At 53.6% G+C, this 20,184-nt stretch carries 18 protein-coding genes and 1 pseudogene; 2 read left to right on the forward strand and 17 right to left on the reverse strand.

Going from position 1 to position 20,184, the window contains the following annotated elements:
* Window positions 1–13 precede the first annotated feature (13 nt).
* The 4 genes from dbpA to GNG26_RS12425 form a co-directional block, all read right to left on the reverse strand.
* Window positions 14–1,387, reverse strand: a complete 1,374-nt coding sequence (dbpA, locus tag GNG26_RS12415) for an ATP-dependent RNA helicase DbpA (protein ID WP_156238994.1) — start codon at window positions 1,385–1,387, stop codon at window positions 14–16.
* A gap of 28 nt (window positions 1,388–1,415) precedes the next feature.
* On the reverse strand, window positions 1,416–1,592 hold the full coding sequence (locus GNG26_RS22755) for a hypothetical protein (protein WP_269776161.1): 177 nt from the start codon (window positions 1,590–1,592) through the stop codon (window positions 1,416–1,418).
* 282 nt (window positions 1,593–1,874) lie between these two features.
* Window positions 1,875–2,858 carry a zinc transporter ZntB gene (zntB, locus tag GNG26_RS12420; RefSeq protein WP_103822182.1) on the reverse strand — a complete coding sequence of 328 codons (984 nt, stop codon included), beginning with the start codon at window positions 2,856–2,858 and terminating at the stop codon, window positions 1,875–1,877.
* A gap of 156 nt (window positions 2,859–3,014) precedes the next feature.
* Window positions 3,015–4,142, reverse strand: a complete 1,128-nt coding sequence (locus GNG26_RS12425) for a methyl-accepting chemotaxis protein (protein WP_156238995.1) — start codon at window positions 4,140–4,142, stop codon at window positions 3,015–3,017.
* A gap of 533 nt (window positions 4,143–4,675) precedes the next feature.
* Between GNG26_RS12425 and GNG26_RS12430 the strand changes: the two genes are divergently transcribed.
* Together GNG26_RS12430 and GNG26_RS12435 are read left to right on the forward strand one after the other, a co-directional pair.
* Entirely contained in the window at window positions 4,676–5,908 is a 1,233-nt protein-coding gene (locus GNG26_RS12430; protein WP_156238996.1) for a sensor domain-containing diguanylate cyclase, read from the forward strand.
* 53 nt (window positions 5,909–5,961) lie between these two features.
* Window positions 5,962–6,528, forward strand: a complete 567-nt coding sequence (locus GNG26_RS12435) for a DJ-1/PfpI family protein (protein ID WP_114317080.1) — start codon at window positions 5,962–5,964, stop codon at window positions 6,526–6,528.
* Window positions 6,529–6,562: 34 nt separating this feature from the next.
* On the opposite strand, the gene GNG26_RS12440 is transcribed toward GNG26_RS12435, so the two are convergent.
* From GNG26_RS12440 to GNG26_RS12500, 13 genes and pseudogenes are all read right to left on the reverse strand, one after another.
* A complete protein-coding gene (locus GNG26_RS12440) occupies window positions 6,563–6,937 on the reverse strand; it encodes a hypothetical protein (protein ID WP_370463855.1) in 375 nt (124 codons plus the stop codon).
* Between the two features lie 148 nt (window positions 6,938–7,085).
* Entirely contained in the window at window positions 7,086–8,399 is a 1,314-nt protein-coding gene (locus GNG26_RS12445) for a VasL domain-containing protein (protein WP_156238998.1), read from the reverse strand.
* 202 nt (window positions 8,400–8,601) lie between these two features.
* Window positions 8,602–9,057, reverse strand: coding sequence for a type VI secretion system baseplate subunit TssE (tssE, locus tag GNG26_RS12450; protein ID WP_156238999.1), 456 nt, complete (start codon window positions 9,055–9,057; stop codon window positions 8,602–8,604).
* On the reverse strand, window positions 9,057–9,602 hold the full coding sequence (gene tssJ / locus GNG26_RS12455; RefSeq protein WP_197080092.1) for a type VI secretion system lipoprotein TssJ: 546 nt from the start codon (window positions 9,600–9,602) through the stop codon (window positions 9,057–9,059). The genes tssE and tssJ overlap by 1 nt, the downstream gene beginning before the upstream one ends.
* Entirely contained in the window at window positions 9,580–10,665 is a 1,086-nt protein-coding gene (gene tssG / locus GNG26_RS12460) for a type VI secretion system baseplate subunit TssG (protein ID WP_156239000.1), read from the reverse strand. The genes tssJ and tssG overlap by 23 nt, the downstream gene beginning before the upstream one ends.
* A complete protein-coding gene (gene tssF / locus GNG26_RS12465; RefSeq protein WP_156239001.1) occupies window positions 10,629–12,383 on the reverse strand; it encodes a type VI secretion system baseplate subunit TssF in 1,755 nt (584 codons plus the stop codon). Before tssF ends, tssG begins: the two co-directional genes overlap by 37 nt.
* A gap of 87 nt (window positions 12,384–12,470) precedes the next feature.
* Window positions 12,471–12,899 (reverse strand): hypothetical protein, encoded by a 429-nt coding sequence (locus GNG26_RS12470; protein WP_156239002.1) that lies wholly within the window; start codon window positions 12,897–12,899, stop codon window positions 12,471–12,473.
* Between the two features lie 2 nt (window positions 12,900–12,901).
* Window positions 12,902–13,195: a hypothetical protein gene (locus GNG26_RS12475; RefSeq protein ID WP_156239003.1), complete on the reverse strand. Its 294-nt coding sequence runs from the start codon at window positions 13,193–13,195 to the stop codon at window positions 12,902–12,904.
* Between the two features lie 74 nt (window positions 13,196–13,269).
* On the reverse strand, window positions 13,270–13,629 hold the full coding sequence (locus GNG26_RS12480; RefSeq protein ID WP_156239004.1) for a hypothetical protein: 360 nt from the start codon (window positions 13,627–13,629) through the stop codon (window positions 13,270–13,272).
* Between the two features lie 102 nt (window positions 13,630–13,731).
* Window positions 13,732–15,333: pseudogene (gene tssA / locus GNG26_RS12485) on the reverse strand (type VI secretion system protein TssA).
* Window positions 15,333–18,782 carry an ImcF-related family protein gene (locus GNG26_RS12490; protein WP_156239005.1) on the reverse strand — a complete coding sequence of 1,150 codons (3,450 nt, stop codon included), beginning with the start codon at window positions 18,780–18,782 and terminating at the stop codon, window positions 15,333–15,335. Before GNG26_RS12490 ends, tssA begins: the two are co-directional and overlap by 1 nt.
* Complete coding sequence (locus tag GNG26_RS12495) at window positions 18,779–19,915, reverse strand: hypothetical protein (protein WP_231604111.1); 1,137 nt, start codon at window positions 19,913–19,915, stop codon at window positions 18,779–18,781. Before GNG26_RS12495 ends, GNG26_RS12490 begins: the two co-directional genes overlap by 4 nt.
* Window positions 19,905–20,165 (reverse strand): PAAR domain-containing protein, encoded by a 261-nt coding sequence (locus GNG26_RS12500; protein ID WP_156239006.1) that lies wholly within the window; start codon window positions 20,163–20,165, stop codon window positions 19,905–19,907. Before GNG26_RS12500 ends, GNG26_RS12495 begins: the two co-directional genes overlap by 11 nt.
* Window positions 20,166–20,184: the final 19 nt, after the last annotated feature.

Raw genomic sequence — 20,184 nt, forward strand, 5'->3', positions numbered from 1 at the left:
CGCTCCCGCCCGCTTATTTCAGCAGACGAACGCGGCAGCTTTTGCCTTTGATCTTGCCGTTTTGCAGCTGTTTCCACGCTTTCTGCGCGACAGACTGACGCACCGCCACATACACATGCGCCGGGTGCACCACGATTTTACCAATGTCTGCTCCGTCCAGGCCGATATCTCCGGTCAGCGCCCCCAGTACATCGCCGGGACGCATTTTGGCTTTTTTACCGCCGTCGATACTGAGCGTTGCCATCTCTGCCGCCAGCGGCGTAATGATGACGTTTGCCGGGGCATCAACCCAGTTCAGTTTGATTTGCAGCATCTCTGCCAGAATATTGGCACGCTGTGCCTCCTCTGGCGCGCAGAAGCTGATCGCCAGGCCACTGTTACCGGCTCGCGCGGTACGGCCAATACGGTGAACATGCACCTCCGGATCCCAGGCCAGCTCGAAGTTCACCACCAGCTCCAGGGATTTAATGTCCAGGCCGCGGGCGGCGACGTCGGTGGCGACCAGCACACGGGCGCTACCGTTGGCAAAACGTACCAGGGTCTGGTCACGATCGCGCTGCTCCAGATCGCCATGCAGCGCCAGGGCGCTCTGTCCGGCCTCGGCCAGCGCATCGCATACCGCCTGGCAATCCTTTTTGGTATTACAGAACACCACGCAGGAGGCAGGCTGGTGAATGCTGAGCAGTTTTTGCAGTAGTGGGATTTTGCCCCGCTGGGTGGTATCGAAGAACTGCTGCTCAATAGCGGGCAGCGCGTCCACAGAATCAATTTCAATGGCGAGCGGATTTTGCTGCACGCGTCCGCTGATGGCGGCGATCGCCTCCGGCCATGTGGCGGAGAAGAGCAACGTCTGGCGCGTTGGCGGCGCAAAGCGAGTCACTTCATCAATGGCATCGCTAAAGCCCATGTCGAGCATCCGGTCGGCTTCATCCAGGACCAGGGTTTGCAGTGCATCAAGCGAGACGGTGCCTTTCTGCAGATGGTCGAGCAGACGGCCCGGCGTAGCGACGATGATATGCGGGGCATGCTGCAAAGAGTCACGCTGGGCGCCGAACGGCTGCCCGCCGCAGAGGGTCAAAATTTTGGTGTTCGGCAGAAAACGCGCCAGGCGACGTAACTCTCCTGCTACCTGATCCGCCAGCTCGCGCGTCGGGCAAAGTACCAGCGACTGCGTCTGAAACAGCGTGGCATCAATCTGCTGTAACAGCCCAAGACCGAAGGCAGCCGTTTTACCACTGCCGGTTTTGGCCTGCACACGGACGTCGCGTCCTTCCAGGATCGCTGGCAGCGCGGCAGCTTGTACAGGGGTCATGGTCAGATAACCCAACTCGTTCAGGTTATCGAGTTGGGCGGCAGGCAGTACGTTCAGCGTTGAAAAAGCAGTCACAGTTATTCTCGCGGTAAAAGACTCACAGTCAGCAGGCGCGTATCCTCGCAGATCTCCGCCTCTGATGCGACATTTTAATCGGCACTTCATCCGGTGGTGGATCCGGCATCGGCTGTGGGCGTGGAATCGGATCGGGAACCGGCACCGGATCAGTAGGCACCGGGTCCGATTGCCGCAGGGGTTGCAGCAGCAGTGATAAAAGCATGGCCATATAACCCTCCAGAAGAACGGGAATCTCTCTTTTAGGGTAGACGCTGCTGAGTTGCAGGCAAAAAAAAGCCGACTTATTTAAGTCGGCGTCGTACGAATCAATTTTGCTATGCAGTAATTCAAAAAAGGAAGTAAGACAATATGGAGCGCAACGCCCATCGCTTGACGTTGCATTCACCTGCGGGAGAGATATTGCACCTTATGGGTAAATCGTTTTTTGACTTCGCTCAATTAAAATGGCGTTTTAAGAAATTCATGGCGACGAAAAAATGTAAATTTACAACCATTTACTGCGATGCAACCACCATGCAACACCACCAATCAAAACGACTAACATGATGCAAAACAGTGAGAAGCCGAAGCGGAAATCGCCGCCGGGGATCCCTCCCAGGTTGACGCCAAACAGACCTGTCAGGAAGGTGCTGGGCAAAAAGACCATCGCCATCAGCGACATGGTGTAGGTTCTGCGGGAGAGCGATTCCTGCATCACCTGGGAAATTTCATCGGTCATGACCCCCGTTCGTGCGATGCAGGCATCAATTTCATCCAGCCCGCGTCCCAGGCGCTCGGCGATATCCTGCATCCTGCGGCGATGATCGTCACTCATCCAGGGGAACCGTTCGCTCGCCAGCCGGGCATAGACATCCCGCTGAGGCGCCATATAGCGGCGCATCACAATCAGCTGCTTTCTTAATAACGCCAGAAAACCGCGGGGTGGGATTTGCTGGTCGATGAGATTATCTTCCAGATCGATAATCTTATCGTGCAACTCTTCGATAAACTCGCTGGCGTGATCGGTCAGCGCGTCGCAGACGTCCACCAACCAGCCTCCACAATCTTGCGGACCGCTGCCCTCTTTTAAATCGCCGACGACATCATCCAGCGCCAGGACTTTGCGCTGCCGGGTCGAGACAATAAGCCGCTCGTCCATGTATAGGCGCATCGCCACCAGCTGGTCCGGGCGTTCATCGGTGCTGCCGTTAATGCAGCGCAGCGTAATCAGCGTCCCCTCGCCCATGCGGGTGACGCGAGGGCGCAGGCTCTCACCGGCCAGGGCGTCACGCACGTTATTGGGTAATAAGGGCGTCGAGGCCAGCCAGTGGGCGCTCTCCGGGTGGGTATAGTTCAGGTGCAGCCAACAGGGATGCTGCTGATCGATAGTATCGTCGTCGGTGAGGGGCCGTGCCCCGCCTTTACCATCCAGTAACCACGCAAATACTGCGTCAGGAACGTTAACTTCCGATCCTTTTATGCCTTCCACAGCGCCTCCGCCAGTAGCTGTTCTTTGCTGTCAGTCTAGCCACCCTGCTAGCTTAAGCAACATTTTCTCCCGGCATCGCGCTGAATTTATTCATAAAAGAGATTAATCCGGTACCGTTTGCTCCCATGATAAAGCCTGGCGAGCCAGGCTTTATTATCAGGCACGTGCGGGTAAGGTTACACCGTCGTACAGAGGCGCAGTGGATGCCGGCTCCAGACGGAAGTTACGGGTACGGGTTTGCAGTTCAACGACCTGATTTTTCAGTACCGCTGATGAACCTGACAGCTCTTCAACCATCACCACGTTACTCTGGGTCACCTGCTCCAGGTCACTCAACGCCTGGGTGATCTGGGCGATCCCCCTCTCCTGCTCGTCGGTAGAGGTGGAGATCTCATCCATCAGCTTACTGACCTGCCCGGAACCGCTGACGATGTCGTGCATATTCTTTTCAGCCTCTGCGACGACCATCGCCCCCTGACTGACATTGCTGCTGGTGACATCGATGAGTGACTTGATATTTTTCGCTGCTTCGGCGCTGCGATGGGCCAGGCTACGAACCTCACCCGCCACGACGGAGAAGCCTTTACCATGATCGCCCGCGCGGGCGGCTTCAACCGCAGCATTCAGCGCCAGAATATTGGTCTGGAAGGCGATGCCATCAATCAGCGAGATGATCTCCGTCATCTGCTGGGCACACTCAGTAATGGAGCGCATATTGTTGGCAACCTGCCCCATCAGCTCGCCGCCTTTTGTTGCCTGAAGCGTGGCGGCACTGGCCTTCTCATTGGCCAGACGGGTGTTATCTGCCGTATTTTTGGTGGTGACGGCCATCTGTTCCATGCTGGCGGAGGTCTGAATCAGGGACGCCGACTGTAGCTCGGTTTTAGAGGCCAGCGCCGTGCTGCGGGCGGCGAGCTGTTCCGACAGGGTCATAGCGGTATGAGAAGAAGAGCGGATCTCGCGCACCAGCGTAGCGAGATTGCTGGACAACGTATTGATTCCTGGGATCAATCGGCCTGCACAATTATTACCAAATTCAGGGATGCTCACCCCCAGATTGCCCGAAATAACCTCTTCGATACTCCTCTTGACGGTATTGATTGGCGCGACCAGATATTGCGTCATGTAAACCCACAGAAATACCCACGCGACGAGAAATAGAGAGTTTAGCAATATTAACAACGATGTTTGCGGTGCTAAAAATATAACCAAGCCATCAATGACAAGAAACACAACCAGCAGATAACTCAGAATAAAAGTCCTCACACTTATATTTCTAAGCATAATAGATCCTACAACGGTATTTTCAGAAGGTAACCACTATATAGCATTCAGTTTTTATTTTTTCACTCTGATTTCGTAGAGATAAACTTTTAATATTTAACATTTCGTAATTTGCGTTAGGGAAGGCATTAATTTCATGAGTTTCGATATGAAACAAATACTCTTTCAAAATCAGTATGCTATCTTGACCACTGACGCTATAAATGATTGGCATAGCTATTTCAATCCTTAAATTTAAGCCACAAACCAGTTTCATTGGCGCATATTTAGCCATGCTTCAATTAAGCAGTGTGGGAAACGAAAATAGGATTAATGTTTTCACAGCAGCGATCCGATACTGAATTAAATAGTTAGTTTCAGGCGACATCGACGAATAAAAACTTACCAGTTGGTAAAATTAATACGAAATTCATACGCATATCACAAAAAAATCCTGTCCGATCGGATGAACTAGAGTATGTTTCAGATAAGCCCACGCGTACTGCGCCGTCGTGGCCCTCCGGTATTTGACGCGCAATAAATGAGACTGACCTATGTCGCCCTCAGGGTTTGATGCACTGGATATGCTTAGAACGCCCGTATGGTTGGTATCCCCGGTAACGGAGGATGTGCTGTTCGCCAATACGGCAGCCAAAATGCTCATGCAGGATGCAACGCTGGACATTCTGCGTAAAGGCATCTGCTCGGCCCACGCTCAGGCAACGCTTGCGATGTATGTCCCCGATTTAAAAGCCCGTCAGGAGATCGTGGAAGTCTGGAGCGTGCGGGTCGATGATCAGCAGACCAGCCTCACCTGTCGCCTCTCGCTGGCCGTTTTTGACACGATCGGTGAAGTGATTGTCTTTGAAGGCATCGCCCGACAGGCAGTAACGGGTCTTAAAGCCACCCGTTCAGGCACCTATCAGCGCAAGAAACAGGGCTTCTACGCCCGCTTTTTTCAGACCAACAGCGCCCCGATGCTGTTAATCGACCCTGCCCGCGACGGCCTGATTGTGGATGCCAATCTGGCGGCTCTGAATTTTTATGGCTATAGCCACGAGGAGATGTGCAGCAAGCACACCTGGGAGATCAACACGCTGGGACGCAATATTATGCCGGTGATGATGGAGATCGCGCGCCTGCCCGGCGGCCATAAACCGCTTAACTTTATCCATCGCCTTGCCGACGGAACGACCCGGCACGTACAAACCTATGCCGGCCCCATTGAGATCTACGGTGATAAACTGATGCTCTGCATCATTCATGATATCACCGAGCAAAAACGGCTTGAGCAGGAGCTTGAACACGCCGCGCTGCGCGACTCGCTTACCGGGCTGCTCAACCGCCGCCAGTTTTATCACCTCACCGATCAAACCTCACCAAACCATCTGCCCGCACAGCAGGAGTTCAGTCTGTTGCTGGTGGATACCGACCATTTTAAGCGTATCAACGATCTGTTTGGGCATCAGAAAGGCGATGAGGTGTTGATTGCCCTCGCGCGGATGCTGGAAAGCGGTAGCCGTAAAGATGATTACGTGTTCCGTTGGGGCGGCGAGGAGTTTGTCCTGCTGCTGCCCCGCACGTCACTGGATGCGGCCATGCAGATCGCAGAGACCCTGCGCACGGCAATCGCCCGCATTGCCATTCCCGGTCTGCCCCGCTTTACTGTAAGTATTGGCGTTGCGCGGCATAACCCGGATGAGAGTATCGACGATCTGTTTAAGCGCGTGGACGATGCGCTGTATCGCGCCAAAAATGATGGTCGTAACAAAGTGCTGGCAGCGTAACTGCGCCTGCTGGCGTCCTCTGTTTTTCACTTTATTTTTGAGGAGTGGTGATGATGAGCAAGAAGATCCTGATGCTGGTCGGCGATTACGCGGAAGATTATGAAACCATGGTGCCCTTTCAGGCTTTGCAGATGATTGGCCATCAGGTTGATGCGGTCTGCCCTGACAAAGCTAAAGGTGATTTTATCATGACGGCGATCCATGATTTTGACGGTGCCCAGACCTATAGCGAAAAGCCTGGCCACCGCTTTGTTCTCAACGCCGATTTTACTGCGGCGAAAGAGGCGGATTACGATGCCCTGTTAATTCCCGGCGGACGCGCCCCGGAATATCTGCGCCTGAATGAGCAGGTACTCGAACTGGTGCGGGCCTTTGACAAGGCAGGTAAGCCGATTGCCGCCGTTTGCCACGGCCCACAGCTGCTGGCCGCCGCTGGCGTCCTGAAAGGACGAACCTGTAGCGCCTACCCGGCCTGCGCGCCGGAGGTCCGACTCAGCGGTGGCGAGTATGCCGATATTGGCATCGATCAGGCGCACGTCGACGGTAATCTGGTTACCGCGCCCGCCTGGCCTGCCCATCCGCAGTGGCTGGCGAAATTTGCTGAGGTATTGCAGCAGTAAGCGGTTAAAGAGAGACGGGACAGGCTCGGTGGTTTCAGGCCAGCCTGTCAACCGCTTCAAAAAAGCGCTCTTCGGTCATGAGCACGTTATCTTTTGCGCTCTGATACTCACGTCGAATTAACCAGCCCGCTTCCGGCGCCATGCTCAGATAAAACACCTGCCGGAAACCAGGCGCCTCCACATGCAGGGCCACAATGCCCGTCTCGGCGCCATTCCAGAGCTGCTCTGGAAGAATAGAGACGCTACGATCGCCGTTCTGCAACCGGATGGCGGTGATGTCATAACGGTATATGCCGCTGTTCAGGCTGTAGCCCACCGTGCTCAGGTCGTGGATATGTTTGGTGGTTAACGTCACCTCAATACCGGAACCCGCAAACCACTGGCTTATTTGCTGCGCAAGGAGATCCATTCGTGAGCAGAATGCCCTGACCTCAGCGTCAGCGGATTTTATATCGGATGATTGTCTGTCGTTTTTGAACTGCACTTTCCTGAAAAAACGTTCTCTGGCTGACACGTTGTGGTTCCTGTATTTTTTATGCGCGGTTTGCTGCCCGGCTTTATTCAGCCGGGGTTTGTTTCAGCGCCGCATAAGAGGCAATCAGCTGCTGCAGATGCTGTTCCACCTGACGCTGCCGGACGGCATTACTGCTTTGCTCTGCGGGGGTAACGGAGAGCTGGCGCAACTGCTCCTCAACCGGAACGGTGCGATTAAGCGACTGCGTGATGGCGAAAATCGCCGATTTCAGTTCGCTGACCGTCATATACTTACCCTTCTGCTCATCCAGGGCGTTAAGCCGCTTCGCCAGTTGCTCAAGCTGCGTCACGCCTTGATGCCAGCCGGTCAGGCTTTCTGGCGCCAGGGCAGAAGCCGCCTTTTGCTGGTGCCACTGATGCGCCAGAGCTTTGCCCTCTTCGGGCGATAGCCTGAGTGCCTGCTGCACCAGGCTATCGCCATAGCTGAGAGCCCAGTCTGGCTTTAACTGCAATAACTGCTCTAACTGGTGCTGTGTCTGGCGAATATCTGTTTCAGATGTTGCGTGGAGCCGTCGATCGACAGAACGCGTTGCTGGCAAGGGAGAAAGAGTTACAGCAACCGGCTCCTGCGCCGGGTCAGATTGGCGCATCGCCAGCCATCCCCCTGCCAGGATCCCGGCCAGCAGCAACATGGTCGCCATACCGCCGGCGAAAGGCTTCCAGGGATTCAAGGGCGGTGGGGATCCATTCACTGCCTCCAGCAGCGGCTCAGGCTCATGCGCCCTTTTTACGCACCCGGCTGCCTCACCGGGATTGCCGCTGGCAGGGGTTTCCGCTTCAGCTGTTGCGGTAACCGGCTTCTCACCGATTTTATCGCTGTTACCCAGCCGCACCGCCGCGCTATTGATATGACTGCGCAACGTGTCGAGTTGGCTGACAGGCGTTAATTCCAGACGTCTTAACGTCTCGTCCAAAGTGAGCAGGTTTTCCTGGGTCTGGTTCAGTTGGCTGAGATCGGCAGACGTCAGGGGCCAGGATCGTAGAGCCTGTTTCAGCCGTTTGCTGAGCGTAGCGAGGATTTCCATCCGGACGGGCACCTGTTGCGGCCACAGATTGCCCCAGTGCCGGGTAACCAGCGAGTTCACAATCGACAGTCCCTCGTTCAGGCCCGACAGCCCGGAGAGATGGGTGCGGGCAAGGGTGTACCAGGCGGCAGTCTGGAGGTCCATGCCGTTTTGTTCAAAAAGCGACAGGCAAAGATGTTCCGCCTGTTGCCAGTTCACATCCGGACGTGCCGGATGAATGAGTTTGTTCATTTCATTACGCAGAGCGACATAATCTGCGAGCGTGCGCGGGTCGCCGCCGATGCGCACCTGGCTTGGTTGTTCGTCATCCATGTTTTAATTGTCCGTGGGCATAAAAGCGAGCCAGATTCAGGATTACGCAGGAAGCAAAGGGAGAATCATTGTTAAGAATGTTTCTTCATCAAACCGGGCAGGATTTCCACCTGAGTGTTAAAGGCTACGTTGTGCGGGTGTAGCTCCTGCAGTTTTTTAAAATCGCGATTTTGCCGACATGCTTTTACTGTCCGTCAGAAGATTAGAGGCGGGTCCGGGTATCAAGATATTGCTGCTGTTTGAGATGACGTATCAGCACGCGCCCTTCAGGCAGAAATTCCGTGCCGTAGCGTACCAGGCCAATACCCTTCAGTTCAGCATCAATGGCATAACGCAGTTCACCGGGAATATCTTGCTCAAGCAGAACCACATCGATTCTCTTAAGTCGGGGCTCGTACTTAAGCAATACCGACGATAAGATCCCCATCAGTTCATGCGCCGTGCCCGGCATCCCCTGCAGAATTTTAGTCATATCCGGCAAACCATAATCCGGCAGGTGCGCCAGCGTACCTGCGCGGCAGTTGAGTACGCGCTGCATGTTATCAAGAACGGATAAAATCACCTGGTTCTGCTCACTGACCTGATGCAGGCTCAGGCCACCGGAGAAATTGCCACTCAGCATTTCATATAGCGATGGCATGTTGTGTCCCTGTGGCATCAGTGATCCTTCAACGGTTGTAATACCAGATGGTTATTCCCGGCTTCCAGAATACGGGGTTTATCCGGATCGAGATCTTCACGTTTGAGAACCTGCTTCCAGGTGTTGTTGACCATATCCGGATGGCGGAACAGTCCAACCACTGCGACAAACTGCGCGCCTTCTTCCATTGGCATATTAAGATTCGCATCCCCGCCCGGTTTTACCACCACGTCACGGTTCGCCAGCAGGTCGGCTTGTAGGATCGTTTCGCCGTCCTTGAGCAACTGCTGATAGACAGTTTTGTCGAACGTTTTGCGATCTTTCAGCTGGTAGACACGGACCACCACCGGCTCAGACAGAGAGTTATTCTCCCGGGAATCCGTGTTCAGTGCTTCACGGGCTGTAAAATCCAGATGCAGCACCTTAATCTTCTTATAAAACACCGCCGTATAGACCGATTTGGTGCCATCTGCGACGCTCTGCGTCACCCCACAGCCCGTCAGGCTGAACGCCAGCATTGCAGGTAGCCAGCACGCGGGTTTAATCAAATTTGTACGTAACACGTCGATTTCCTTGTTGTAATGTTGCAGGTTGCAGGCCTGTGTAATAGCCCAGTTCCGTCGTAAAAGTCTGCGGGATATCGTCAGCACTCTCACCCTCATCTGCCCCCAGCACGCCATTCATGCCGAGCCAGAAAGGTCCTTCGCCGAGCGGCGGAACGGCCAGCAGGCGAGTCAGAGTGGTCAGGGTGATTTTTGCCTTGAAACGCCAGCCGAGGTAGACACGCAGCATCACCAGAAAATCCTGGTACAGCAGTCCATCCGGCTTCCAGCCCTGCGACTCATGTTCGTTATCGGTAAACAGTGCAATCAGCAGCTGGCTGTTGGCATCCATCGCCTCGTCGCCAAGCGGCGTATTCCCGTCCAGCAGAAAATCGTTATCACCGTAAAAGCCCAGTGGCTGACTGACCTCCACCGGACGCAGGCAATACGGACTCACTTTTACTGTGGTATTGGGTGCCAGCAGGCTCACCAGTGCCTGTATCCCCTCCTGGGTTTTTCCAGGCTGCTGCAAAACGCCAAGCAGCGACAGAAAACGGGATACTGGAGTCGCGATATGCTTTGCGGTTCCCGGTATTCCCAGTCCCACCAGGCCCAGCAGCGACTGTGAAATGCTGTCGGTCCCGCCGGGCTCGAAGGTGGCCGGGTAGGAATATTTTCGCCAGATGCGATAGAACTGCGTCAGGATGCGGTGACTGAAGATATCCAGAAAGCCCTGCAGCGCGTCATGCCCTTCCCGATGTTGGGTGATGTCATCGAGATAGGCCGTCGGCAAGGGGGAATCGACACCGTACATCCCCATAAAGGTTGTGCGGATAACCGGAGGCTTGCTGTTATCGTCTTCGTCATATTCGACAGCCTTGAGTTCGCTGGCCGGGAATCCCATCCCCGGATGCGGTGCAAAGCGTACCGGGTCATCTGCGGGATGGCAGGTCGATCCCATCAGCGGTCTGTCCGGATTACATTTCTCCAGCAACTGACAGAACCGATAAAAGTTTATGCGGTGCAGGTCGGCTTCCAGCCGCGGGGTCAGCCGGGAATGCGGCGGTTGTGCTTTTCTTCCCATTCCAGGCGCTCTCCGGTTGGTTGCAGGATGATAATCAGGCGATTAAACAGGTAGATATCGGTGTAGAGCGCAAAGAAACGACTCAGCATCTCGCCAAACAGACAGATGTCGCCACGCCCTGCAAAGCCGTGACTGTCCAGCGTCACCTCAATCTGCACACCACGTACCAGGTAGCCCTGCTCAAAGCGCTCGGTTTCGCTGTGCTTCACGTCAATGATGGCCTCAAGGCGACGGCGGTTCATCTCGCTGTCGGTCCACTCGTACAGCGCCAATGTGCCGCGCAGCACATCGGCGTTATCCATCATCGACAGGAACCCGCTACCAAGGTGGCTCAGCACACGCCAGTGAAAACGGTCCTGTGCCGGTGGGTAGCAGGGCAGCGTCGGCGCACACAGGTTACGCACGGCGATGCTGACCGAGGTGGTTTTCATCACCGTATCAAGCACGGTGCTTTGCAGCGCACGTCGTGGCAACTGGCCATTAGTGCCGGTGAGCGTCAGCGACAGACTTTCGTCTTCCGGCACCGTGTGGTTATCAAACGCTTCGCCACCGAGAATAAGCCAGGTGTTATGCAGCCCTGACGGACCGCGCCGCACGCGCGTGTGGTAGTAATATTCCGGCGCTTCGTGGCGCATCATCCCGCCTTTATGGCGGAAGCTGGAAAACGGCACGTACGTATGCTGGCTTGAGGACATCACCGAGTCCACGGCGTAAATCTCGGTATGCCCATCCTGCACACGCATCGGGCGCAGCATGTATTCGGTCTGCAGTGAATTCAGTGTCAGTGGATCGGATTCCAACGGAAACAGGTTGATCACCGGTACGCAGTTCAGGCGAAGATGTTTTTCGGTAAAGCTGAAATCATGCTCCCAGCGCTCAGCCAGCACCACGTCGATTTCAAACCAGGGGAGCTCAGCCGGGAAAACCACGCCTTCCAGCCCGCGCAGGCCGGTGAACATAAATTTTTCACGGAAGGTGAAGTACTCCAGCAGCAATTGATAGCCGCTGAAACTGCTGCCGCCTCTCGGCCACAGGTCGTCGTCGTCGCCAAATCCCAGCGCGGTAAAATACCCGTCAATCGGTCTTCTGTCCGTATCACCCGGCATCCGCAACCACAGGCGCGCAGTGTTCATGGTAAAGGCTTCATGCATGGCGCAGGCCAGTGGTGCGTCAGCGTTGAAGTAGAACGGGATCTGGCTGAGATCGACACGACTCCAGTCGGTAAGATGGCTGCAGTTGAAGCGCAGGCTGATAACCGAACGCCCGTCAGGGTCGGTTGACAGGCGGGCGTGCTCCAGCGATAACGGCTGAAGGATGATCTCTTTGGTGGTGGTATACCGGCAGCGCGTGCCCTTCTCTCCGATCGGCCGCGAATTTACTTCAAAGCCTTTAACAATACGCATCTGCTCTTTCATCTCGCGCCAGTCGGGAGTGAACTCCACCACTGACATCGAGGGAATGGTGCGCAGGTAATGTGGCCATAAGAGGCTGACCAGCCCCTCGGTCAGTTCAGGCAGGTCATCATCAAGCTTCTCACGCAGGCGCCCCATCAGGAAGGCGAAGCCTTCGAACAAACGTTCCACGTACGGGTCGCGCGCGCCAGCTTTATCGAGGTTGAGCATTGCCGCCTGCTCAGGGTGAGCACGGGCAAACTCTTCTCCGGCCTCAAGCAGGTAGCGCATTTCAGCGTCATAATAACGCAGGGTTAAATCATCCATATTTATTCTGCTTAAAATTGCTGCATGTTAAACACTGAAGCAGACTACGGGAGTCTGGCACGGGTAATCATATAGAAAAGAGAACCATCAATGCTGAGTACAAAGGGACGGCTCTATAGCATATTTTTTTGCCATACCAGGCATCCAACCCGAAGGGATCCCTTGGCATTCTGTGTAACCTTTATGCATTAAAGATTTCGTGTATCTTTCTGAAAAGATAAACATTCCGAGGATAGTTAGCCCTAAGATGATAAACGTGGTTTTCAGCAATTTTTTGCCCGATGTAACGGTTATTTGTTTCCCGGTAGCAATAACGGGGAAGATCATCGCCAATAAAGGTGAGAAAAAAAAGCAAAATGCAGCAGCAAAAACCACCCAAAATGAGAAGTTAATGACATCGGGGTAAGAAAGGTATTCACGCAACTTAAAAATACCAAGATATGAAATCCCGACGGAAACCACCAGGAAAATTACCACCCCGAAAAATGCAATTACACGTTGTTTAAAAGAATACATTATCAATAATCCAGTGGAATAATTTCTTGTAGCGTTTCGCGCAGATATTTCCTGGTTTCTGCAATTACGAATTCTCTCCCGGTCCGTAGCATCCCATCCAGATACATAGCTCCAAGATCCCAGAATCCGTCCTCGATTTCGCGAGCTTTATCAACAAACTCCTGCTGTGCATTCTCAATCAATTCAACGAGCTTATCAGTGACCTTAGAGTGATCGTCCAGTATGTTCAATGCGATGCTTGCACCGAGACCAACAAGCACGACAGCCACGAGTGGGCCAATAACAAATGGAGTCATTGTCAATAAAGCACCGGCCCCCCAACTGACAGCAGACGCAATACCGATCTTTACGGCATCTGTCGCCAGCGAGCCTATAAATTCAGCCAGACTGTATCATCATTCATTATGAAATCAATGGTACGATACGCGAGAGCGAAATAAAACGTTATAACAGTGCCTTCTACTATGGTACTTCTAACACCAAACTTCCCAATTCCCAGGCTGACGATCTTGGGATTTTTAAGAGCATATACAGGTGCGTTTAATATTTTTCGTATCCCTGCATATCCAGTAAGTTTTATGAGTTCAGTCCCATTTTTATTTACGTACACCGTAGATTTAATATTATACAGTTTTAAGTCGGCAATAAGCATGGTTGTTGTAATGGCATCTTTAATACCCAAGCCATAATTTACTGTAATCTGTCCCGGCTGACTTTGTGTCAGCTCCACCCAACCATTTTTGTAAAATCCCCATGATGACAGTATTTCATATACTTCGCCGAGCGTATTTTGCTGGCATACGTTTTTCCTTATCGCTGAATCCAGTCCTGGTCACCCACATAGCACCGCACTGCTTGCCGGATCGAGCGCAATCAGACCGGACAGAAGCAAATCCATCTCAGGCTGAAGCCGTGACTTATCGGTTTCGCTGCGGGCGGCTTTCATGCGCAGCAGTCTGAGCCGGCGAGATTTCACTTCAAACAACAGCGCCGGTGCCCACTGCGTGAGAGTGATTGACTGTGCTGCACCGTCGAGTTCGCCCAGTAGATGCAGGGCGAGTTCATTCTTACCCTTCTGCTCGGCCACACGGGCCATCAGCAGGCGCAGCAACCATTTGTCTTTTATAGAGTCGTTGCCCGGGCGTGTCTGTAGCCAGTGAAGTGTGACATCCAGACCATCCGTGTCCGCTTTCTCCAGCGCTTCCGGCTCGAGGGCAAGAATATCGTTGTCCGTCTCACTAGCAGTACTGACCGTCTCATCGCGCCAGCCGGACATATCGTCCAGCACGCTCTGGTTTATCCAGTTCAAAGTAACCTCATCGGCAAACGGCGTACCGTCATTGAAAGCCAGCGTTTCAAGTCCAGTAAGACGGCGCAGCAGCCCTTTCAGGTCGGCGGTGATAATGTCGGCCAGCACATCTTATCCCGACTTCACCAGGGCCTGATGGATATACCACTGCAAATCCAGCCAGAGGTGGTTGGCGCCACGCGAGAAGGTGCTGTCCGCCTGCTCCAGTATCTCCAGCCAGCTCTGCTGCAAATACAGACGTTTGAGCATGGCCCGCTGATCGGCCCGGGGCGGTTCGATGCGCGTTTTGCCTTCTGCATCTGGTACCGGGATAGCACTCAGCGTGTCATGGCGCAGACTTTTCATCAGCCGGTGGGAGGCAAGCCAGCCATCGGGTTGTTGACGGAGATACTCCGTCAGAGTACGGGCCTGAGCCAGTAAATCCTGACCGGAGGTGATACGGCTAAGCACTGGCGCATCCTGTTCTGTTGTGTGGGATGACGGCTGCGCATGTGTCTGACTGCTGGCGTTCTGCGGTACAACCGCATCAACACCACCGCCTTTCATCAGGCGGGACTCCAGCGCACTGTAAAGCGCAGTCATCTCCGGACGTGATGCTTCCAGCTCTGTTTCCAGGCTGTCGCGGATGAGGAGTAGTGCACCGGCAGTGTGCAGAGCATCATCTCGTACCACTTCCGGCCAACGTGACAGGCTGTCGAGCACACGGGAGCCGGCGAGCCACTCCAGCGCGGCCTTGCGACTGCGGTCACGCTGCGGGTGAAGCTGCATGCCATAGCGCTGCAGTAATCCAGCAAGTAACTCAAGCCCTTCGGCAAAGCCGGTTTCTCCATCCTTGTGCAGACGTGCCCAACAATAATAGGTTGCAATCCGGATATCTTTGGCAGTACGGGTCAGCAGCTTTTCGGCAAGCGTGCATATCAGCCCGGTATCAATGCCAGAGAGCTTATTGACCTCCTCACGGATGCGCTGAAAATCATCGTCATATCCCGGATCTTCTCCGGTCGGACTGGTATCACTTACTGGAGCAAGCCAGGGCTGCCAGTTTTCCGTACGTGCCCGCGCCTGTTGCCTCAGCTGAGCTTCGTCAGCCTGACAGGCGGCTACCAGATTCTGCAAAGTACTCATTATTCGACTCCATCCATGTCACTGTTTCCGGTGTTGACCATCAGCGCCTGAGCCGTGGCTGCGCTGTCAACGCTGAATATCTGGTCTGGCAGCGTGAAGCCGCGCAGTGCCAGTAACGCCAGTGGACCGCTGCCCAGCTGTGAGCGCAGCACCCACTGCAGGGTGCGACCATCCGGCGCAGTGAAGTTCATCATCCACTGGCTGCGGTCAAGTTGCTGGCGCCTGCCCTGATCCAGCCAGCGAATAAAACCCCAGGTACCGCTGTAGTCCCCGAAAAGACGCGCGCCGGCGTTGACCGTGGTCCATGTCAGCATGGTCCCTGGCTTGTAAGTGTCCCCCGGCCAGCGGAAGGACTGCCAGTCAGCCATCTGGTTAAAGTAGTGCAGCTTTTGTCCATCAATGGTCAGTTGCGTTTCCACCACCTGCGGTACCGGACGCGCCTGCAGCTCGAAGCTGATACCCTGGCTGCCGTCGGTAAACAAAATATCCGACAGCTGGCTCAGCTGGTTAATAGCTCGCAGGAAGGCCGGGTTAAAGCTCAGCCCTTGGCTGTTGACCTTATCCGGCACCCACTGGCTTCCCTCCTTGTGTAGCACACCGCTCAGCTCCGTTGTCAGAAAGCGTTCAACACGTCCGCTGTCCTTACGCACAAATTCAGCCAGCATCGGCAGGGAAGCATCACTTTTACTCGCGGCGAATGGGAAGCGTCCGTCAAATGCCGTATGCCAGTTCGCAACGATCGAGCGGCTCCATTTATCATTCAGGCTCGCCGCCGACGGCTGAAGCACGGTCTCCCAGGCCTGAGTCAGTGGCTGCACAAACATCGTGTTACCAAAACCGCTCCACTCTTCGCCAAGGCTTGCCCAAATCAGACTGCCGTATTGCCGGGTGTCGGTCAGATCCACGCTTTTGCCCTGGAATACAGTCTGCGCCAGGGTCTGCATCATCTCCTGCGGATCAGAGGCACCGGCTACCTGTTGCAGGCGCAAGCGTACGCGGGTGATACGGGTCAGATACGTCTGCAGGCTCAGGGAGTTATCCGCCGACATCACGTTACTGCTTTTGTTTTTACCCAGAAGCTGAAGCAGCGGGCCAAAGGTTTCATCCAGTGGCCCCTGTGGGCCTGACGCTGACTGGTCAATCGCAGGTTTGTCCTGTCTGCCGACAAGATCTTTAGCCGATTTGATGATGGAGTCCGAAAGGCCTTCCCTTTGCTGGCCGGTCTGCCCCTGCCAGGCGAGAGTGTTCATCAGGGCAATCAGTGGTGACTGGCGGACATCACTCATCAGCGTCAGCTGGTCTGTAACATCCGCAATATTGTTCGCCGGGTTAAGCCGCAGGCTGTTGAGGAAGCTCAACCAGCTGCCGGCAAAATCGGTGAAGTAACGCTGGGTCAGACGCGCTTTCAGCGCTTCCGGTGACAGGTCGGCAGATACTGCCTTATGGGAATCGCTCAGCACCCAGTCAATCTCATCCCGGCGGGAGTTTGCGGCTTTTTCAATGGCCTGCTGAATCCCCCCTTCCCATGCCTGGCGGGTGAACATACCCGGCACAACCTCATCAGTGGTGAACAGACGGCGGGCATCGGTGCCACTGGTCATGTCCTCCAGCGAGACATCGGCAAAGTTACGGCGCACCGATTTGAGCATGTTCTCATACAGGGTACTTTCCGCGTTGCGCCGTCCTATCTGCTGCAATAATACCTGGCGGCTCTGGCTGACCAGCTGTGTATCCGGGGGGATTTTCCACTGTGGTTGCGCAGGCAGTTCTTCAATGTAGAAGGCCCACAAATCCGGCGCCAGACTTTGCCACAGGCCGCTGGAAATACCCGTCCGCGTCGGCTGCACGGTTTTCATGGTCTGGGCGTAGAATGCGCCATCGGCTTTATCCGGGCGGGCCATCATCAGCCAGGTTTTCAGCTGGTCATAACCCGGTCTGGCCAGCTGTGCCCGCTGGTCGCTGTTGGGTGGAGTGTTTACCAGCGCACTGAGTTTTTGCCTGAGGGCTGCATTTGCCGGATCGCGTATCAGGCGGTGGTTCGCCACGCCGTACCAGGGCAGCATCGCATCAAGCAACTGCTGGTTATGGTCCAGACCAAAGCGCTGATACCATGGAGCACCGTCCTGAATGTGATGCTTCAGGCGGCCGGCATCATTACGCAGGGTATGCAGGGCCGTCAGCTGGTCATCCGATACGGAAGGGTGCGTCACCAGAGAATGGGCCTGTCCGGCGACGGCGACTATCTGCTGGCGGTTAACCGCAAACGACAGCAGCGTTCCCGCCCCCCAGACACCAATAATAGCCATCAGTGTCCAGGCAAGTGTCTGCTCCCACGCCATACCGACACGGCGGCCACGCACGCGGGTGCAGTCGTCAACAATTCCCTGCCAGATTACTGGCAGAGCCAGGGCATGGCGCTGTGATTCCGGAAGATATTTCTCAGCCCCGGCTGTTCCCTCTGACGTACCGGCAGGTTTATTAGCCGGCAGGCTGAACATCAGTCCACGCAGCGGAACGCGTTGCTGGGAGGTATACAGCCACGGCACCAGCTGCTGAGCCCAGCGGGCGATAGCGCCGTCTTTAAGATGCCGGCCCAGGCGCAGCAGAAAGTCGTGGCTGTTGTTTTCCGCGACCTGACTCATCCCCTGCGCCCGCAGGGCTGGCAAGATCCGCTCAAGCTGGCGGATAACATCGTCTTGTTTTGCACGCAGCGGGAAGCTAGCGCCTACCGCCTGCTCAGGTCGCGTACCCTGCGACCAGTTGCTGTCGCACAGCTGCCACAGCCAGACCGGGGCGGAATAATGCAGTAATTCGCTGATTTTTTCCAGGCCGCGTAAATCGTTGTCACTTATTTGTGGGGTCAGATTAAGCGACTGAGGCAGTACACGGATAATGCCGTCCAGCGGGCGTCCGCGACGCAGTTTACGCAGCGCGGTGTATTTTTCGCGGTCGGGCTCCGATGCCAGGCTGCCGCCGTAAATCAGAACGGTACGGTTGCCTTCAAGCCACTGCTGCCGTTGCAGGCCGGGTGCCAGTTGTTCGATTGCAGACTCGTCGCCGGTGACCAGCAGCAGGCGGACTTTACGCCACCATAGCAATCTATAACGAAGATTAAGGTGCTGTTTTAAATCAGTATAATCTGTGATGGTTGTCATCACATCAGGAATCGTTTTAGCTTCAGTTCCAGATAAATCCGGCGGTAAATAAATAAGTTGTTTTTTTCTTTGCTTCCATCGCCAATAAAAAGGAGAGCAAACAGAGCCTAAAAATAAAAAACCAAACACACCACCCCACACAGACCAAATTTGGCGATATGTCAGACCATATTTAAACAAGGCATCCTGATTAATAAACAGCAAAAACGCAGTTATACCAGCCAGGCCGATAATTAAAATAAGATACCCCCAAAATCCATAACGTGCCGACTGTAATTCCTTTTCCTGGGTCATAAGTAATGTTTCCGAGTAATCAAACAAAGCAGCCTGGACTGAGGTGATGCCTGGATAATTAATAATTGGTTAGCTTCAGACTTTTGAGCCGCGTCAACCAACAATGCGAGTGAAACAGGGAATGCCATTTCACCGGGAGGGCCAAAAGAAAAATCAATTAAATAAAAAGGATGTTTCTCTGGAAGTTTCCACTGATATCGATCGGCATACTGCATCAATTTTGAAGTAATATCAGCAGGTATACCAGAAAGCCAGACATGACGTACATCATTCTTATCAATTCGATTGTATTCAAAAAGCATTTCTAAAGCTTTTTCAAGGTTATCATTATCCAGATGCATAACACGACCTAATCCGGCAAGTACCGGTACAGCATGTCGTCTGGAAAAAATCGATGATGATATAAGCTGAGCAGAGACCATTTCACTGGATTGTTTCGGCATACCTGTCAACCAGCATTGGAAGCTAAGAACTAATTTCAAACCATCAAAATTAACGTTGTGGTGAAATTTTTCAATACACTCAACGGAATAATTCACTTCAGGAAGTAAATCCCATTGTGAAAGAATAATCTGGCTTACGTTACTTTTGTCCCAACCGGTGGGTTGCAATACATAAACAGTATGCAAATATTTCCGATAACCCGGATACTGTTGCTCTAACTGTTTGTCGATCATATCACACAAAACACGGATGGAACCCCAGGAATGTGACAACGGTCTGACTTTATCCGGATATGCTGGAATATCAGACAAAGGCCCAAGCAAACTCTCAGCCCCTTTGTCCTCAGGAGTAAGAATAACATTTCCAACCACTGACAACTGTTGTCGGCTCCAGTGCTGCCATAATGCCTTAGTTCGATCAGTTTCCTCTTTCCAGGCAGAAAGAGCAATGCTCGACTGTTCATAACGGTTTAGCGCTGCCCCAAAAAGACACAACCATATGAAAAATGCCGGGAGCAGAAGGAGTAACACTATTTTTTTATATTCCTCACCCCTCCAAAAATAAAAACCTAAAACAGCACAGATTATTAACATAGAAATAAGAACAATCCCCCATCGCTTGTATGACAAGTTGGCAATTGTACTTTTTTCGGGTACTTTGGGGATAGGCCACATAATATTAAGACTCAATAGTATTTTCGATGTGAGAACTAATGACTTTGCATCCACAGGCACAAGCGCAGTTATTAACAACAACGTTCAACCCATTTTCTGATGCTCTTGAATCTCCTTCTTTTATCGGATTGACTCCGTGTATCGGGCAAGAAACTAAATCACCGACAAGGGCAACCTGAATACCATTGATAAACATTGTCGACGACGCGGTAATAACCTTTCCACCATGAGTGGTATCATCACCCAGACAAACAATTCCAGACATATCACCCTCTTTTTAAAAA

Source organism: Leclercia sp. J807 (assembly GCF_009734465.1).
In the GTDB taxonomy this organism is placed as follows: Bacteria; Pseudomonadota; Gammaproteobacteria; order Enterobacterales; family Enterobacteriaceae; genus Enterobacter.

Bases quoted from the DNA above. Each gene is read 5' to 3' on its own strand.
- GNG26_RS22755 (WP_269776161.1), bottom strand. From the start codon at position 1,592: ATGCTTTTATCACTGCTGCTGCAACCCCTGCGGCAATCGGACCCGGTG.
- GNG26_RS12425 (WP_156238995.1), bottom strand. From the start codon at position 4,142: ATGCTTAGAAATATAAGTGTGAGGACTTTTATTCTGAGTTATCTGCTG.
- GNG26_RS12430 (WP_156238996.1), top strand. From the start codon at position 4,676: ATGTCGCCCTCAGGGTTTGATGCACTGGATATGCTTAGAACGCCCGTA.
- GNG26_RS12435 (WP_114317080.1), top strand. From the start codon at position 5,962: ATGAGCAAGAAGATCCTGATGCTGGTCGGCGATTACGCGGAAGATTAT.
- GNG26_RS12440 (WP_370463855.1), bottom strand. From the start codon at position 6,937: ATGGATCTCCTTGCGCAGCAAATAAGCCAGTGGTTTGCGGGTTCCGGT.
- GNG26_RS12445 (WP_156238998.1), bottom strand. From the start codon at position 8,399: ATGGATGACGAACAACCAAGCCAGGTGCGCATCGGCGGCGACCCGCGC.
- tssE (WP_156238999.1), bottom strand. From the start codon at position 9,057: ATGCCACAGGGACACAACATGCCATCGCTATATGAAATGCTGAGTGGC.
- tssG (WP_156239000.1), bottom strand. From the start codon at position 10,665: ATGGGAAGAAAAGCACAACCGCCGCATTCCCGGCTGACCCCGCGGCTG.
- tssF (WP_156239001.1), bottom strand. From the start codon at position 12,383: ATGGATGATTTAACCCTGCGTTATTATGACGCTGAAATGCGCTACCTG.
- GNG26_RS12470 (WP_156239002.1), bottom strand. From the start codon at position 12,899: ATGTATTCTTTTAAACAACGTGTAATTGCATTTTTCGGGGTGGTAATT.
- GNG26_RS12475 (WP_156239003.1), bottom strand. From the start codon at position 13,195: ATGACTCCATTTGTTATTGGCCCACTCGTGGCTGTCGTGCTTGTTGGT.
- GNG26_RS12490 (WP_156239005.1), bottom strand. From the start codon at position 18,782: ATGACCCAGGAAAAGGAATTACAGTCGGCACGTTATGGATTTTGGGGG.
- GNG26_RS12500 (WP_156239006.1), bottom strand. From the start codon at position 20,165: ATGTCTGGAATTGTTTGTCTGGGTGATGATACCACTCATGGTGGAAAG.